This window comes from Gluconobacter sp. P5E10, assembly GCF_018812145.1.
Classification (GTDB): domain Bacteria; phylum Pseudomonadota; class Alphaproteobacteria; order Acetobacterales; family Acetobacteraceae; genus Gluconobacter; species Gluconobacter cerinus.
This window is the reverse complement of the sequence record NZ_JACRVZ010000007.1, coordinates 1-14,193: the sequence shown is the minus strand read 5'-3', so window position 1 is coordinate 14,193 and position 14,193 is coordinate 1. Positions and strand designations below refer to the sequence as shown.

Genomic DNA, 14,193 nt, shown 5'->3' with positions numbered 1-14,193 from the left:
TGGAGATCAGAAATGCTCGATCACGTCTTCCTATCTGTTGCCGACCTCGACCGCTCCATCGCCTTCTACACGCGAGCACTCGCGCCGCTCGGCATCACTGATCGCGTCGATTACGATGGCAAGGACGCTCCTCCCGGCCACCCCGATCTCAAGGGCTTTGGCTGCAAGGGGCGCATCTTCTTCTGGCTGCGACAGGGCGTGGTCGAAGGACGGGCTGCCCATATCGGCTTCGTCGCGGATTCGCGGGAACAGGTTGATGTAGCCTATGCCACAGCGATCGCCGCCGGTGCTACCGAAGCGATAGGCGGAGGCATGGGAGCACCCGGTGCGCGGCTCCATTATGATCTCCGTTATTATGCCGCGAACGTGCTCGATCCCGATGGCTACAGCCTCGAATTCGTGTTCAAGAGCTGGCAGCATGCGTCGTGAGCCGGCTCATGATCTACGGCGCTACTGGCTACACCGCGCGCCTCGCAACCGGCTATGCGAAGGCAGCCGGGCTCGATCCGCTCCTTGCCGGTCGTGATACCGCGGCGTTGGCTGGGCTGAACGGTGAGACGCGAGCCTTCACCCTCGACGACCAGGCGGCTACGGATGCAGCGCTTTCGGGCGTAACGGTCCTGCTCAATTGCGCTGGCCCCTTCCTGCGCACTGCCGAGCCATTGATGCGTGCGGCGATCCGCAACGGTGTTCATTACCTCGACATCGCAGCCGAACTGGACAGTTATCGGCTCGCCGAGAAGCTCGACGAAGAAGCGGCCGCGCGTGGCGTCATGCTCTTGCCGGGGAGCGGCGGCAGCGTCGCGATGCTCGGCTGCTTGGCGGCGCGGGCGATCGAGACTGTGTCAGAGCCGGTACGCATCCGCATCGCGCTCATGGTCTCCGGCGCGATGTCGCGCGGTTCGGCTATCAGCGCTGCTGAGAATGTGACCGTGGACCTCCTTGTGCGGGCAGACGGCGCTCTCGTCCCGAGCAACACCACGGCACTGCACGAGTTCGACTTCGGCAGCGGCCTGGCCGCCTCCTTTCCGCTGACCTTGCCCGACCTGATCACGATCTGGCGAGAGACGAAGGTGCCCAATATCGCAACTTTTGTGCACGTTGCCGGCGATGCGTTTCCCGGCGGCGATCTGTCGGCGCTTCCCGACGGCCCCACGGAAGCCGAGCGCGCGGCCAATCGCTACGCCGCCGTGGCGGAAGTGACCGCAGCCGACGGCACGGTGACGCTGCATCGCCTCGAGACGGTCAATGGCTACACCTTCACGCCGATGGCGGCAGCCGAGGCTGCACGGCTGGTGCTCGCGGGCGAAACTCGACCCGGGTTCCAGACACCTGCCGGCCTGTTCGGCAGCGGTTTCGCAGAGACGATCGCGGATACCAGCATCTCAAGCGTCCCTAACTGACCCACGCTCCCACCTCACCCGGTTCCGAGGATATTACAATGACTTCCAATTCCCCCATCGCCGAGACTCTCGCCGTGATCGATGCGCTTTATCGCTATGCTGCGGGCATCGATCTACGCGATCAGGATCTGCTGGCGTCGTCCCTAGCGGAAGACGCGATCTCCGATTTCAGGCCGGCGGCGGCGAAAGCGGGCTTCGAATATCCCGTGCTGCAAGGGCGCGATACGCTGGTCTCGGCGCTGTCCGCGTCGCTCGCCGGGATCGACACGACCCATACGGTCAGCAATCCGCGCGTGTGGCTGGAGGGCGATACCGCAAGAATGGAGGCACTGGTCGAGGCGCAGCATGTAATGCAGGACGATCATTCGCGGCATTACATGATGAAAAATCGCTACGACGTCGACCTGTCCCGCAATCGCGACGTCTGGGTTATTCGGCGGGTGGTCGTCGACAATGTCTGGCGAAATGGCGATCTGAGCGTCCTCGCTGGGGTGTAAGAAAACACCGTGACGGCGCAGATGCGAAGCGCGAAGGAGCGTTCGACATTGTGCGACTGATCTCATCGGAACTGGGGATTGGAGGATTGACGCTTCCGGCCTGCAGTTCGGATGGCATTGAACGGCGGCTTTTCCTGGATGCCGGCCGTTGATCCCAGTAAGGGTCAACGGCGTGAGTTGGGTCGGTAGGCGTCATGAATCTGAGTGTTGCGAATGGCTACTTTCGACTATCGCTTCCCGATAACTGACATTCCGTTTACCCCCCCCAATCAGCCGCTGGCGCTTTGGGGAAACGGAAGCAGTTCGCTGGGACGTGCGGCTGGATAACCATCGATCATGCGCGTCAGCATGTCACGCAGGATCGCAGCATGTCATCTCCGGGCGCTTACGAATGACATGTTGGGGAGACAGAACAGAGACGAGCCGAGGTAAAGAGAGAGAAGATCGCCACAGGCCGTCCGACCGCCACAATGGTCCGGCCGCACGCGGCCCGCGCCCTGAGGGCGCGCCATTGTCCCGGCCAGCCGTCTGCGCCCGCAGGAAAGCATCCAGAAAATGAAAAAGGATGTTCTCCATGGCTACTCCCGTCATAACAGTCTTCACGCTCACCGGCCCACAGGACCGTTTGCGCCAGATCGCCAGAGAGCGCGCCTACCGGACCTGCGCACCCGAACACATGACGTGGGAGGATGAGACAACACTCGTGATGACCCTCGAAAGCGGGATCGGGACCTCATTTCTTGGTCATGGGCTGGGGTTGTCTGACGAATATCCAGACGTCAGCATCCGGGGAATGGAGTATTTCGACTGCTTCGATGATCCGGNTGGCTACTCCCGTCATAACAGTCTTCACGCTCACCGGCCCACAGGACCGTTTGCGCCAGATCGCCAGAGAGCGCGCCTACCGGACCTGCGCACCCGAACACATGACGTGGGAGGATGAGACAACACTCGTGATGACCCTCGAAAGCGGGATCGGGACCTCATTTCTTGGTCATGGGCTGGGGTTGTCTGACGAATATCCAGACGTCAGCATCCGGGGAATGGAGTATTTCGACTGCTTCGATGATCCGGCCTTTGCCAAATGGCAGGGCGGCGAGCTTGTCTATGAAGCGGATCTCATCACAGTCTTCGGAATTCTCTTTCCGACTGACGCCACAAAAGACTGGCCGGGATGTAGCGCCAGCTTCTGGCACAGGTCTCCGCCTCTCGCGACTGCCATAGCCGAGAACTGTCCCCACTTTGACCTGATGCCTTTGCGCCAACTGGCAGAACCGGTGCCGCGATGGGTTGAGACAACGGACGGCTTCGCTACCCTTTTCCTTCGATTGCCCTCAACACCAGATGCGCAGGATGGCGTTGGCGTGATCTTCTATCCGGAGATCGGCAGGAGCACCCTGCTGACCGGGATCGACCGCTTCGGTGGCGTCGCCCGGTTCCGGCGTCAGTCCTATGGGCAGATCAGCGCACAGTGCCCGGAACTGCGTGATGTCCTGCGGGGCTGGTGGAAGGCAAGCGAAAAGAAAAGGAGGAAAGCGCGCCAGGAGCGGAAGGTGCTGAGGAGGAGATTGAAGAAAGCAGAGGGGGAGAGAGGGGATAGAGTGTTTTCTTTCTTCGAGACTGACCCGTGGGTGATGTGAAGGGGAGGCGAAAAGAGGATCGGGGCGGCCCTGACGGGTTCGTTCGCCCTACTGCGCTAGGCTCCTTCGTCGCCAAGCTCCGCCTAGCCCCGATGTCCAGTCGCCCTCAACCGGGCGTCTGGACATCGGGTCTGGCCCTTTCGGGTACGGCTTACCCGCATCCTTTTCCATGAACGGGCGGTCCTGGTCTGGGGGATCTGTTCGTGAGACGGCTCCTCAACCTCCCCGGCCAGTCCTTTGGACCGTCCGGGGAGGCACGTTCCATGAAGGTGGCCTCGCATCCAGCGTTCAGTCTGACAGTCGTCGTGCCAGTCCGTAAAGCCACTGCACATCCCTCGGCTTCAGGTGTCAGGCCCGCATCTGCTGCAGGGCCGCACGCGACCCCGCATCAGACGCAAACCAGTCCCCTTGCTCAGGACGCTCCGGGCTTGACGGCCTGTCCCGTCGCCCGTCTTGGCCGGTGGCAGGATGGGCTCAGGAAAACGCCACCTCCATTCCCCTTTCGTCGCCGTCAGTGTGCTCGCCGCACGGGCAGGACGGGTCTAGGAAAACATCAAATATCCTTTCAGTATTCAACAAGTAAATCGTGAGTTTCGGAGGCTTTATTTTCTCAAAAATGGCGGTTTTCTGCGGTTTTTTGTTGACTGCAAGTAAGTAAAAACATAATATATATTCATGGACGGAGGCAATAACGCCGAAACAGTCCAGTTGATACGTTCCTTAATTCTTGGAGGTTCTCATGGCCGGTTCTGTTAACAAAGTCATTCTCGTTGGCAACCTTGGTAAAGACCCCGAAGTCCGTCATACGCAGTCCGGTTCCAAGATCGTGAGCTTTACACTCGCCACGTCTGATACTTGGAACGACCGCCAGAGCGGGGAGCGTCGTGARCGCACCGAATGGCACCGGGTCGTCATCTTCAATGAGCGGGCTGGTGACGTAGCGGAACGCTTTCTCCGCAAAGGCCGCAAGGTCTATATCGAAGGTGAACTCCGCACCCGCAAATGGACCGATCAGGGCGGTCAGGAGCACTACACCACAGAGGTTGTCATTGACCGTTTCAGGGGTGAGCTGGTGCTGATCGACAGCAACAGGGGCAACAGCGATGAAGGCGAGGGCGGCTTTGCTGGTGGAAGCAATGGCGGCCGGTCCGGGGGATCGTCTGGCAACGGAAACCGCAATGCGGGCTGGGACGCACCGGGCGGGAACGATCTTGACGATGACGTGCCGTTTTGATTCCGGGAAAAAGGAGCGTTGCRCCAGATGAACAAAGACCGCCTCATGGCGCTGCTGCCCCCGCCGCAGCGCTCCAAACACAAGGAAGACCGCTACAAGGCGATTGCCAGCGTCCTTCAGACATTCGCCCTCAGCGCGTGGGGGCTCGGCATCGTGACCCCACTCATATCCGGGACAGGACCGTTGACCCCCATGCGTGCCGTCACCTGTTTTTTTCTGGGTGCGGCGCTTGAGGCAATTTCTTTGACTTTTCTGGCCTATATCCCCTATCCTGAGGACAAGACGGAGGCGAAAACCAATGGATAACGTGACCCAGAGTATCCTGTTTATTCTTCTTCCTGCCGCTGTTTTCACCATCGGTCTGGGCCTTGCGATCGGACCGATTGCCACCCGGCTCGCAAAGTTGCGAACGTCCCATCAGTGACACCGACAGGCGGCCTCCGGGCCGCTTTTTTTGTCCGCTCACCCGGTTTAGTCAGGCGGACGCGCCTCGTCGGCGCGAGCTTTGATGCCCCCAATGCTCGCCCCCCACAGGGGGGCTGCGCCAGGACAGCGAAAAAGACTAGACTGGCCCCATGTCACGACAAACCGTCATTCGCATCGGTGCGCTGATCATTCAGGTCGCCATTCTACTCCTGATCTGGCAGGGCTTTCTGCATCCAATCCGGGGAGGCCTGCTGGTGCTTGCCGTGGGTTTTGTGGTGTTCTTTCTGACCCGGGACTCTTCCGGGAAAAAATCAGGGCAGTGAGCAAAGAAAGCAAAAGAGGATTGGGGGCGGCCCTGAAGGGTTCGTTCACTCTATCTCACTAGGCTCCTGCGTCGCCAAGTTCGACCGAGCCACAGCGTCCAGCCGCCCTCAACCGGGCGTCTGGCCCCTGCGTCTCGGCCCGTCCGGGTAACGGTTCACCCGCATCCTTTTCCATGAACGGACGGTTCTGGTCTGGCACGTTCGACCGTGAGACGGCTCCTCGTCCCTCCCGAACGGTCCTGAAGGACCGCCCGGGAGGGCCGTTCCACGACAGCGTCCTCGCATCCAGCGTTCAGTCTGACAGTCGCCGTGCCAGTCCGTAAAGCCTCTGCGCGACCCTCGGCTTCAGGTGTCAGGCCCGCGTCTGCTGCAGGGCCGCACGCGACCCCGCATCAGCCGCAGGCCAGCCACCCTTGCTCAGGACGCTCCGGGCTTGACGGCCTGTCCCGTCGACCGTCTTGGCCGGTGGCAGGATGGGCTCAGGAAAACGCCACTGTCGTTCCACTCTCGTCGCCGTCAATGTGCTCGCCGCACGGGCAGGATGGGTCTAGGAAAACGACAGGTCTTCATAAAGTAATCAAGTAATCTTTTTACTTGTCATGCAAAAATAAAGCGCGTTTTATGGCGGTTTTTTGTGCTTTTTCTCTTGTCATGAACGGCCGGAAAGGCTATCTTTTACTTGTCGAGAGGGGTTGGCCCTCAAGACAAAGCGCCCCGAACGGTGTTACGAGCACCGAACGGGACTTCGCTAGACTAGAAAGGTTCTTTTCATGTCCGACGCATCCAACACAATGTCCCAGAACGCTTCTCAGGGCAACTATTCCCCCGCCGCTGTTCGCCGCTTCAGTGAAGCACAACGCCGCACCAAGGCTCTTGCCGCGCCGTCTCTGGCCGACATTCTCCGTCTTGTTCCCTCTGACGACCAGATGTCAAAAATCGTGCCCGCGTTCGGTGTCGAAGCGGGTGACGTTGACGAGCTGACCGGGGCAGGGTCCAACATGGTGCGCGAGCAATACGAACTGATGTTTCCCATCCTCGTGACCCACATTCGGGGCGAGCAGAATTTCAACGGTCTGCGGATGCACCTTGACCGCGTGGTGGATGGCCTCATCCGTTCCGCCTATGGCGCCGCGAACTTCTACGAAAACCGCCGTATGATTGCCATTGACGCGGCTGACAGTTTCAAGAACGCCGACCGCGACGAAGACCGCTTGGGCGTGGACGGTGGAGAAAACCGCGTGGACGGCCTGCGCCGTATTGCCGCCGAGAACGGCGCGAAGGCATACGCGCTGGCCTGCGTCGCTTCTGGCGCATGCGCTGCCTATGAAGAACTCATGGGTCAGGCTTGGAAGCCTTACACCCGCGACAATGGCCGCAGCCTCTCCCGTGACGTTGCCGCCGTTCAGGCGGACGCCATGGGCTTCTAAGGCAAGCCCGCCGCGCCCAAAGGGCGCGGCCTCTTCCTGTTTTTTTGCACATCGAAGAGCGACCGGCCCTGCCCGGTCGTGGAGCCTGTCCCATGTCTCACGCACTCGCCCCCTATGTTCCCGACGCCAGCGCCAAGAGCCTCCCCCTGAGACGGCTGGAGCACCTTGCGCGGGGCTTCGCCATCGCGGACGCCCTCATGACGTTTCTGGAAAATACCCGCTTCGATTCCAGCATCGAGAAGGCCGCAGAAGAGGCGCGCGCCGCTGGTGCCACCCCTGACGAGATCCGGGCCGCGTCGAACGGCCTCGCCTGATCGGCCTCGGCCAGATCCACACGCGCAAAAGGCGGCTCCCTGGGGAGCCGCCTTTTTTGTTGTCCGGTCAGACCGCGCCAAAATGGACACAACCGCGCAGGCGCGGCTGTGACGTATGTTGCGTCAGGGCTTCGCCCTGGAGCGGGTACGCAAGAGCCTGCTCAGGACTTCGGCAGGATCGGCGGCGGGACGATCTGACACCATGATGCGCCCTTCGTGTCGAACGCCTGATGCTCCTCGCAATAACGTCCGACCTGCGCTGCATAACCGTCATACGTGTAACCAGAGGCAAAGCCGAGACCGATAAGGACCGCACCGGCCAGCGCCATCCGTACATAGGCGCGCCATCGCGCTTCCTTGTAAAACTGGCGCTCATGCGTCGGAATCTCTGTCCGTAACTGATCGAAAACCTTGTCGCGAAGTTCCGACGTCACACCAGAGACAATCCGCCCGAGAGTGGCCTGTAATTCGCGGTCTCGAAACAGTTCCTGTTTCTCGATATTCCGCTCCGCGACTTCCCCCATCTTTTCAATCTGCCGACGGCTTTCGATGTACTGGTCCCGCAGAGTGCTTTGTTCCTGCTTGGCCATCTCGATAATGCCGCGGGCCTCTCCCCTGAAATCCCGCATTTCAGAGGCGCATGACAGGGCAAGTTGCGCAAAGGCATCCATGGTGGCCCGGGTTGCGGAAACCCATTTCCCGAATGGAGAATACTGGTCCATCCCTTCCAGTCGGGCCGCTTCCTCCATCAGACGGCCCGCGTCCTTTAACGCGTGCAGGGTAGAAAGAGGCGTCTCAGTGTCACTCATGGGAGCCAGCTTTCAACCTTTTCGGCGACAATGTTGCTTTCGATCAGGTCAAACCAGCGCTTGACCTGTGCACGACGCAGAACGTCGAATGGCGTTCCGCAGGGGCGCGGCGCACTCTCCATGACCTGCTGGAAGGAGAGCCCACTCTCGATGATAGCGGGGAGAATGCTCAACTTAGGAATGCGAAGGAAGCCAAGCTTGCAGTCAGACATCTGGGCGAAAAAGGGATTCTCCGTGAGATTCCCAAATGCGCGGTCTGGGTCATGTCCGACTGGAACCGACCAGTCGTTAAACACCAGAAGAGCTCTTTTCGGGCGGAAGAGCTCGCTCTCCCAGAGCCGCTTGATGTAATCGAGATCGCCCACTTGCGGGCCACACATGAAGAGCCCAGTCACTTCGAGGCCAATACTCTCAGCAAGAGAAATGATGCCTTCTTCTTTTGCCCAGAGTTCAAAAGTGCGGTCGCCACCGCCGACATCGACCAGAAGCGATTTCTTCTGCTCGGCGGCCATTCCGAATGCCTCGGAAAACCACTCTTTCAGCACGGAGGCTTCTTCGCTCAGGGGGCGGCTCAAACCAAAGCGCTCATAGACCGATTTAAACGCCGAGAGCCCGGGATTGCGGGCGTCACCGTCTGCAAGAAGAGGCGGGCGCCCCTGCATAATGGCGCGCTCCGCGAGCGCCGCCTCGGCCGTAGATCCTCCGAGATTGCCGCGACCCGCTTTGACCGCAGCAGAAGGCGAACGGGGTGACTTGGAGGGGATAGGCTTTTCACTCATGACAGGTCCTTACTTTCAATGCCTTCTCCAGCTCAGTGAGGAGAGACCTTCAGTATGCGGACACCGTATGTGAGTGCGAGCAAGAGCGCTCAGTATAGGCTTTTCATGCGATCACGGGACCGCATAAGGAGGGCTTTCAGGACGATAGAGCGATCTTCATGCGGGACTGCCTCAACCATCGGGATACACGCCTTGGCCCATTCGCGCTCACTTTCAAAAAACGAGCGTCGTGGCAGTCCCGGTAGCGCCTCATAATCGATGCGACCATCGGGCTGACGCCCCGTCGCATCGAGAGGCATGAGGGCATCGAGCGGCAGATATTCCGGCATTCCATCAGGCCGAGGCCCGACATAAGGCGGCGGGAGTGGCTTGTCCCTGTCCGCACCATAGCGGGGAGCCTGCTTGAGCATCGTCACATGGTTGGCGATCTGCCCGATTTTGATCCGGGGTCGGGTGGCGGTTTCTAGAGGTGCAGGTTCGGACTGGGCGGCCTCGACGGGTACCTCTGACTGAACGCCATTCCCTTTGGACTCCGCCGTGGTTCTGCGCTGTGCCTCATAGCCTGCGATCCGCTCACGACGCTCCCTGTTGAGACGCTCCTCATTATCGGCTTCAGCCATGAGGGCAAGGATCTCTTCATCAGAGGGGCCAGACCGCGCTTTGTCTGTCGGTGCGACAGTTCTGCGAGCCGCTTGATCACGAGAAGGACCGTTCGCCTCTGCCACTGCACGGTCCTTTCGGGCAGCCAATGTCTTGCCTGCCCGATACCACGTCATTTTGGCACATCGTACAGTCGGTGCCTGCCCATCAGCATTGGTTAATCCAACGTCTTTGAACCATGCGCACAAGGCCTGCCAGTTCAAACGACGCCCGTTCCATGCCCGCAGTAGCTCTTCGCGGTTCGCTTCCATCCACACGCGCAGCGACATCGCTCCAGACACGTTTTCAAGCGCGCCAATGGCCCCGCTGATCCCGATACCTGTCGCTGCCATGTGGTGCCTCCCGTGGCCGTTGTGCGGCTGCTGCGCATCTCTAAGGGGCACCCTAACACGACTACCAATCGACTACAATCGACTACGTAAGAGCTACGCGTCGACTACTAACGACTACAAGAAAGCTACAAAGTTTTTCTTTTTCCATACACAAATGCAAACTTTCAGTTTGCGCTTCGCGCCACCCTGCGGGTGTTGCATCCGGCGGGGCAGGGTTTGACCCGGGCTGAAGACCTCTCATCGCATTCTGCTCTGCCAAATATGTTGTTCTGCACTACGACAGTGCGCTACATTAATGACGTTCTGAATGTATGGAGTGTGTCATGGCATCCCCCCTTTCGATCCGTCTGGACGAGCGGTTGCGCACCGACCTGGAGCAGGAAGCAACAGCACGCGGTATTCCTCTGAGCCAACTCATCCGTGATCTTCTGGAGACAGGGGCAAAGAGTGCGCGCCGAGACCGTATCCGCAGGGACAGTGCGCGTGTTGCCCGCTACGTCGCTGCGACGCCTTCCGCCCAGGCGCTTTTTGAAGAGGCTGGCGGAACCCATGGCTCCTGATCGGCCGGTCGCCATGGCAGCGATCTTCTCGCCTGGAGAAATTGTGCTGGCAGACTGGCGTGGAGATGCGCTGCCGAAGGAGCCCAACAAGCGTCGGCCGGCTGTTGTTGTCGAAGACGACCTCTTTCCGCCTGAGTGGCCGAACGTGATGCTTGTGCCGCTGACCGACGATGAGAACCTCGTCATTCCGGATCTGGCAGTACGGATCGACCCAACATCCGAGAACGGTTGTTCTAAACCCTGTTGGGCGGTCAGTGCTCTGCTCACCACCACATCCAAGCAACGTGTCACCGTGACAGGCAGCAAAGTGAGATCTGATCAGCTTGCTGCCATCAGACGTCAGATTGCGCTCCTGGTGGGATGCGACGGCTAGGCAGATAGTCTCTGAGACGATGTGGGCTCGGAGCGACAGTTTTTGTCGGCGAGCACTCACAACCACCTCGAGCAAAATGTCTCCTTTGCCCACGGAGACGATGCATGCCAGACGAAAACGTATTTGACCTCCCGCAACCGGTAGATCGCGAAGCGCCGTTTCAACTCCTCGTTTTGCAACGGCTGGATCAGATCGGGGAGACGCTCGCCCAAATCCACCAGATGGTCAGCCCTCCAGAGAAAGCAGAAGAAGGCGAGGGCCTGGTCGAGGTCGTCGCGCGCATGGCTCAGGCCATGGAACAGCAGGGTGCCGCCCTTGAGACAATCTCGGCGCAGCTTGGCCGGCTTGAAGCTTCCACCTTCTCTGCACCGGCTGGAAGATGATCACTTACCGGAAGATTTCTGCGGCAGGTGCCGGTAAGCTGATCGTCGCTTATCTGAGAGAGAATCAGTCCGAGCCGGAGAAGGATGCCCGCTTTGAACGGGAACGGAGTGATCCGACCCGTGAAAACGGTGACCGGCTGACAACCTACTATACCGGACGTGATGGGCGGGGAATGTGGTCGCCAGATATGGGCCCCCGGATCGCTGATGCGCTAGGCATTGACGTCATGAAGGTGCCGACAGACCAGGCGCTGGCCAATCTGTTCGAAGCGAAGCGCGCTGACACAGGTGAAAAATGGGCCAACACAGGCCGGAAGCGTGAGCACTCGGCCATCGACTTCACAGCGTCACCCGATAAATCAGTGACGCTTGCCGCTGAATTTGCGTCGACGGATGCCGAGCGGGCGCTCATCTGGAGCGCAATTCACAAGGCCAACGACAAGGCTATGGCGTTTATTGCCAAAGAGGTTGGCGTGGCGCGCAGAGGGTCAGGAAAGACAGCCACGCTGGAACGGGGGGAAGTCGCGTGGGTATCGTTCCGGCACTACACGGCACGACCGGTCATGAAGATTCAGGATGGCGCAAAAGGCCCCACGGCGGCGGTGGAAGTTCCGGTGCCGGGGGACCCACAGGCGCATATTCACAATCTGCTTTTGAATGCCGTAGCGACCGAAAGCGGCCATTTGGGTTCGCTGGACAGTGCTCGCATTACCAGTGCGACGTCTTTCATGTTCGGGGCGTATTTTCAGGCGGAACTTGCAAGCGAACTTCGCAAGCTCGGTATCGCGGTACACGTCGACGAGAGTGGCCGCGCAATCGCGATTGATAGTGTGCCGCGAGAAGCCTGTGAGCTTTTTTCAAAGCGGCATTCCCAGGCGGAGAAAATGGGAAAAGCCTATGCCAAACGGCAGGGCCTGGACTGGAACGATTTGTCGGCCGAGCGGAAGTTTTCAATCCTTCACAACGCAAATCTCGCTTACCGCTCAAAGAAGTACAATGGCAGCAACGACAGGGAGTTCTGGCTTGAGCAGGCTCACGAAATCGGGTGGTATCACGATACTGTCCTGACCAATGAGAAGGTCCAGCCATTAGGGCGCGCTGAGCGCTACGAGCAGGCCTATGCGATTGCGGCTAAGAAATTGGCTGAGGAGTTTCGGACAGCTGCTGTTCTCGACCGGGACACGTTCCGGACCCATGCCGCACGGGGTCTCATTGCGGCTGGCATTGAAGACATGCGGGACATCGAGCGGATTGCCGATCTGATCCAGGAGCGCGGCATTGAGATCGACGGCCAACAGGTCCGCTTCCTTGAGCGCGAGCAGGATGGCCGCCTCCGGGTCGCGACAAGTGCCCAGATCGCCCTTGAAAAGGACATGGCCCGTCTTGCCGGCCTGTCTGCGCGGACGCGGGACGGCGCGCTCAGTGACGAGCAGATTTCCGCTGCCGTTGCCCGGTCGGGTCTCGACTTCACACGCGAACCGGCACACGGCGCTGCGCAGCTTGCAGCCATCAATGCGCTTGGTCAGGCGGGCGGACTGGGCTTCCTGATTGGTGTCGCCGGCTCCGGCAAAACGACGCTTCTCAAGCCTCTGGTCGATGCCTGGCAGGAGGATGGCCGCACCGTCATTGGCGCGGCCATTGCCTGGCGTCAGGCCGATGCGCTGAAGGATGCGGGCATTTCCCAGACCTACGCGATGACACCTCTGTTGGACGGCCTTGCGCAGGGAAAGATCGTCCTCGATCGGCAGTCCGTTCTGGTTCTTGATGAAGTCAGTCAGGTCTCCCCGCGTCAGCTGCTCGAGATCCTCCAGCTTCAGCAGGAGAAGGGCTTTGCCCTCCGGGTGGTGGGCGACCGCGAACAGGCCCAGGCGATCGAGGCCGGTGATGCTGTTGAACTGCTTTTGCGTGTCATGCCCAAAGAAGCGCGTCCGGAGCTGTTGAGCACAATCCGCCAGAAGTCCGCGCGCGGTCGGCAGATCGCCAGCATGTTCCGTAGTCCCGGCCGCGATCTGAGCCAGACTGAGGACGAGCAGAAGAAAGCCGATATTGCGCGGGCGCGTGAAGCAATCGACATGAAGCGCAAGGACGGCACCATCCGACTTGTGGGCGGCGATCATGATCAGGTCGTCGAGCAGATCGCTGACCTGTATCTTCGACGCCGCGACATGCTGGCCCAGGCCGGATCGCAACGGGGCATCACCATGTCTGCGCCGACGAACGAAGACGTTATGGATCTTAGCCGTGCCGTCCGCGACCGGCTGCGCAAGCGTGGCGAGATCGGTCAGGCGGAGATCGTCAAGGCCGCCATCGATCAGCGTGGCGTCACCTATGAGCTGCCTCTCGCAGTCGGTGACAGGGTTCGGCTGTTTGCAAAAACCAGCGTCCGGGTGGACACCCCCCATGGGCGCCGCTGGCGTGATCTTGGCTCGAATGGTGACTTCACGACCGTCAGGGGCTGGTCTGATGAGGGACTGGTTCTACAGAACGCAAAGGGACGGGAAGGGCTCGTGCCCTGGACCCGGCTGGCCGACCCGAAGACCGGACGCATCCGTCTGGGCTTTGGTCACGCTATGACAGTTGATGCGGCGCAGGGTGTGACGTCCGACGAGCATATCAACGCCATGCCGCGTGGATCCTCGGCCATGACAGGCTTTACGTCCTATGTTGCCGAAAGCCGGCATGTTCATCGCTGCTGGACGGCCGTATCGGAGGGCTCTCTCCGGGAGGCCGAGACGTTCTCGCGGGCTCTTGGCGACATCCGGCCGGTGACGGTCACCGATCTGTATGGGGTCACGACACGAAAGTGTATTTTACGTACGCTTAGGGTGAACACCTACAGAACCGCCAGCATTGGGGTTCAAGCGACAAGCAGGGATGCAGGCACCCGAAGCGGACGTAACGCGCCCGCTTCGGGCTGCTCATCGACATTCCAGCGATAGTCCCCTGTCAGAGAGATATGCTCCCAGCCGAGGGGTGCAATATGCCGCGCCAGGTCATCGGAAATGCCGAGCGTTGCGATGGCAGACTGAAGAT

At 60.1% G+C, this 14,193-nt stretch carries 20 protein-coding genes; 15 read left to right on the top strand and 5 right to left on the bottom strand.

Features of this window, described 5'->3' with window-relative positions; translation table 11 throughout:
- Positions 1 to 12 precede the first annotated feature (12 nt).
- Genes KP707_RS13670 through KP707_RS13660 form a run of 3 tightly spaced genes read left to right on the top strand, consistent with a single transcriptional unit; the run spans position 13 to position 1,900 of the window.
- Positions 13 to 429 carry a VOC family protein gene (locus tag KP707_RS13670; protein WP_211582175.1) on the top strand — a complete coding sequence of 139 codons (417 nt, stop codon included), beginning with the start codon at positions 13 to 15 and terminating at the stop codon, positions 427 to 429.
- 8 nt (positions 430 to 437) lie between these two features.
- Complete coding sequence (locus KP707_RS13665) at positions 438 to 1,403, top strand: saccharopine dehydrogenase NADP-binding domain-containing protein (protein ID WP_211582174.1); 966 nt, start codon at positions 438 to 440, stop codon at positions 1,401 to 1,403.
- A gap of 38 nt (positions 1,404 to 1,441) precedes the next feature.
- A complete protein-coding gene (locus KP707_RS13660) occupies positions 1,442 to 1,900 on the top strand; it encodes a nuclear transport factor 2 family protein (RefSeq protein ID WP_211582173.1) in 459 nt (152 codons plus the stop codon).
- 351 nt (positions 1,901 to 2,251) lie between these two features.
- Here KP707_RS13660 and KP707_RS13655 read toward each other — a convergent pair whose 3' ends face one another.
- Complete coding sequence (locus KP707_RS13655) at positions 2,252 to 2,476, bottom strand: hypothetical protein (RefSeq protein ID WP_211579187.1); 225 nt, start codon at positions 2,474 to 2,476, stop codon at positions 2,252 to 2,254.
- Positions 2,477 to 2,826: 350 nt separating this feature from the next.
- Between KP707_RS13655 and KP707_RS13650 the strand changes: the two genes are divergently transcribed.
- From KP707_RS13650 to KP707_RS13630, 6 genes are all read left to right on the top strand, one after another.
- Positions 2,827 to 3,540 carry a hypothetical protein gene (locus KP707_RS13650; RefSeq protein ID WP_252348879.1) on the top strand — a complete coding sequence of 238 codons (714 nt, stop codon included), beginning with the start codon at positions 2,827 to 2,829 and terminating at the stop codon, positions 3,538 to 3,540.
- Between the two features lie 739 nt (positions 3,541 to 4,279).
- Complete coding sequence (ssb, locus tag KP707_RS13645) at positions 4,280 to 4,774, top strand: single-stranded DNA-binding protein (RefSeq protein WP_099213636.1); 495 nt, start codon at positions 4,280 to 4,282, stop codon at positions 4,772 to 4,774.
- Between the two features lie 27 nt (positions 4,775 to 4,801).
- Positions 4,802 to 5,080 (top strand): hypothetical protein, encoded by a 279-nt coding sequence (locus tag KP707_RS13640; protein ID WP_010505526.1) that lies wholly within the window; start codon positions 4,802 to 4,804, stop codon positions 5,078 to 5,080.
- Positions 5,073 to 5,198 carry a hypothetical protein gene (locus KP707_RS17005; protein ID WP_255376059.1) on the top strand — a complete coding sequence of 42 codons (126 nt, stop codon included), beginning with the start codon at positions 5,073 to 5,075 and terminating at the stop codon, positions 5,196 to 5,198. The genes KP707_RS13640 and KP707_RS17005 overlap by 8 nt, the downstream gene beginning before the upstream one ends.
- Positions 5,199 to 5,349: 151 nt before the next feature.
- Entirely contained in the window at positions 5,350 to 5,523 is a 174-nt protein-coding gene (locus KP707_RS13635; protein WP_167386193.1) for a hypothetical protein, read from the top strand.
- A 173-nt stretch (positions 5,524 to 5,696) separates the two neighbouring features.
- Positions 5,697 to 5,846 carry a hypothetical protein gene (locus KP707_RS13630; protein WP_202258768.1) on the top strand — a complete coding sequence of 50 codons (150 nt, stop codon included), beginning with the start codon at positions 5,697 to 5,699 and terminating at the stop codon, positions 5,844 to 5,846.
- 29 nt (positions 5,847 to 5,875) lie between these two features.
- Here the strand turns inward: KP707_RS13630 and KP707_RS13625 are convergent, their stop codons facing one another.
- Entirely contained in the window at positions 5,876 to 6,028 is a 153-nt protein-coding gene (locus KP707_RS13625) for a hypothetical protein (protein ID WP_215751962.1), read from the bottom strand.
- Between the two features lie 265 nt (positions 6,029 to 6,293).
- Here KP707_RS13625 and KP707_RS13620 point away from each other — a divergent pair, with 265 nt between their 5' ends.
- Both KP707_RS13620 and KP707_RS13615 read left to right on the top strand, forming a co-directional pair.
- Positions 6,294 to 6,950, top strand: coding sequence for a hypothetical protein (locus KP707_RS13620; RefSeq protein WP_202258770.1), 657 nt, complete (start codon positions 6,294 to 6,296; stop codon positions 6,948 to 6,950).
- Between the two features lie 92 nt (positions 6,951 to 7,042).
- Positions 7,043 to 7,264 carry a hypothetical protein gene (locus KP707_RS13615; protein WP_086649720.1) on the top strand — a complete coding sequence of 74 codons (222 nt, stop codon included), beginning with the start codon at positions 7,043 to 7,045 and terminating at the stop codon, positions 7,262 to 7,264.
- Between the two features lie 161 nt (positions 7,265 to 7,425).
- Here the strand turns inward: KP707_RS13615 and KP707_RS13610 are convergent, their stop codons facing one another.
- The 3 genes from KP707_RS13610 to KP707_RS13600 form a co-directional block, all read right to left on the bottom strand.
- Complete coding sequence (locus KP707_RS13610) at positions 7,426 to 8,073, bottom strand: hypothetical protein (RefSeq protein WP_252348878.1); 648 nt, start codon at positions 8,071 to 8,073, stop codon at positions 7,426 to 7,428.
- A complete protein-coding gene (locus tag KP707_RS13605; RefSeq protein WP_086649718.1) occupies positions 8,070 to 8,852 on the bottom strand; it encodes a hypothetical protein in 783 nt (260 codons plus the stop codon). Before KP707_RS13605 ends, KP707_RS13610 begins: the two co-directional genes overlap by 4 nt.
- Positions 8,853 to 8,941: 89 nt before the next feature.
- Positions 8,942 to 9,844 carry a hypothetical protein gene (locus tag KP707_RS13600; RefSeq protein WP_086649717.1) on the bottom strand — a complete coding sequence of 301 codons (903 nt, stop codon included), beginning with the start codon at positions 9,842 to 9,844 and terminating at the stop codon, positions 8,942 to 8,944.
- A gap of 323 nt (positions 9,845 to 10,167) precedes the next feature.
- On the opposite strand from KP707_RS13600, the gene KP707_RS13595 reads away from it, so the two are divergent.
- The 4 genes from KP707_RS13595 to mobF all read left to right on the top strand — a co-directional run bounded on the left by KP707_RS13595 (position 10,168) and on the right by mobF (position 14,099).
- The gene (locus KP707_RS13595) at positions 10,168 to 10,404 is read left to right on the top strand and encodes a BrnA antitoxin family protein (protein WP_231100982.1); all 237 of its coding nucleotides are present in this window, start codon (positions 10,168 to 10,170) and stop codon (positions 10,402 to 10,404) included.
- A complete protein-coding gene (locus tag KP707_RS13590; protein ID WP_086649715.1) occupies positions 10,394 to 10,777 on the top strand; it encodes a type II toxin-antitoxin system PemK/MazF family toxin in 384 nt (127 codons plus the stop codon). Before KP707_RS13595 ends, KP707_RS13590 begins: the two co-directional genes overlap by 11 nt.
- A gap of 104 nt (positions 10,778 to 10,881) precedes the next feature.
- Positions 10,882 to 11,160: a hypothetical protein gene (locus KP707_RS13585; protein WP_061928996.1), complete on the top strand. Its 279-nt coding sequence runs from the start codon at positions 10,882 to 10,884 to the stop codon at positions 11,158 to 11,160.
- Complete coding sequence (mobF, locus tag KP707_RS13580) at positions 11,157 to 14,099, top strand: MobF family relaxase (RefSeq protein ID WP_252348877.1); 2,943 nt, start codon at positions 11,157 to 11,159, stop codon at positions 14,097 to 14,099. Before KP707_RS13585 ends, mobF begins: the two co-directional genes overlap by 4 nt.
- The last annotated feature ends 94 nt before the right edge of the window (positions 14,100 to 14,193 follow it).

Bases quoted from the DNA above. Each gene is read 5' to 3' on its own strand.
- KP707_RS13670 (WP_211582175.1), top strand. From the start codon at position 13: ATGCTCGATCACGTCTTCCTATCTGTTGCCGACCTCGACCGCTCCATC.
- KP707_RS13665 (WP_211582174.1), top strand. From the start codon at position 438: ATGATCTACGGCGCTACTGGCTACACCGCGCGCCTCGCAACCGGCTAT.
- KP707_RS13660 (WP_211582173.1), top strand. From the start codon at position 1,442: ATGACTTCCAATTCCCCCATCGCCGAGACTCTCGCCGTGATCGATGCG.
- KP707_RS13655 (WP_211579187.1), bottom strand. From the start codon at position 2,476: ATGGAGAACATCCTTTTTCATTTTCTGGATGCTTTCCTGCGGGCGCAG.
- KP707_RS13650 (WP_252348879.1), top strand. From the start codon at position 2,827: ATGACGTGGGAGGATGAGACAACACTCGTGATGACCCTCGAAAGCGGG.
- KP707_RS13640 (WP_010505526.1), top strand. From the start codon at position 4,802: ATGAACAAAGACCGCCTCATGGCGCTGCTGCCCCCGCCGCAGCGCTCC.
- KP707_RS17005 (WP_255376059.1), top strand. From the start codon at position 5,073: ATGGATAACGTGACCCAGAGTATCCTGTTTATTCTTCTTCCTGCCGCT.
- KP707_RS13635 (WP_167386193.1), top strand. From the start codon at position 5,350: ATGTCACGACAAACCGTCATTCGCATCGGTGCGCTGATCATTCAGGTC.
- KP707_RS13630 (WP_202258768.1), top strand. From the start codon at position 5,697: ATGAACGGACGGTTCTGGTCTGGCACGTTCGACCGTGAGACGGCTCCT.
- KP707_RS13620 (WP_202258770.1), top strand. From the start codon at position 6,294: ATGTCCGACGCATCCAACACAATGTCCCAGAACGCTTCTCAGGGCAAC.
- KP707_RS13615 (WP_086649720.1), top strand. From the start codon at position 7,043: ATGTCTCACGCACTCGCCCCCTATGTTCCCGACGCCAGCGCCAAGAGC.
- KP707_RS13610 (WP_252348878.1), bottom strand. From the start codon at position 8,073: ATGAGTGACACTGAGACGCCTCTTTCTACCCTGCACGCGTTAAAGGAC.
- KP707_RS13605 (WP_086649718.1), bottom strand. From the start codon at position 8,852: ATGAGTGAAAAGCCTATCCCCTCCAAGTCACCCCGTTCGCCTTCTGCT.
- KP707_RS13600 (WP_086649717.1), bottom strand. From the start codon at position 9,844: ATGGCAGCGACAGGTATCGGGATCAGCGGGGCCATTGGCGCGCTTGAA.
- KP707_RS13595 (WP_231100982.1), top strand. From the start codon at position 10,168: ATGGCATCCCCCCTTTCGATCCGTCTGGACGAGCGGTTGCGCACCGAC.
- KP707_RS13590 (WP_086649715.1), top strand. From the start codon at position 10,394: ATGGCTCCTGATCGGCCGGTCGCCATGGCAGCGATCTTCTCGCCTGGA.
- KP707_RS13585 (WP_061928996.1), top strand. From the start codon at position 10,882: ATGCCAGACGAAAACGTATTTGACCTCCCGCAACCGGTAGATCGCGAA.
- mobF (WP_252348877.1), top strand. From the start codon at position 11,157: ATGATCACTTACCGGAAGATTTCTGCGGCAGGTGCCGGTAAGCTGATC.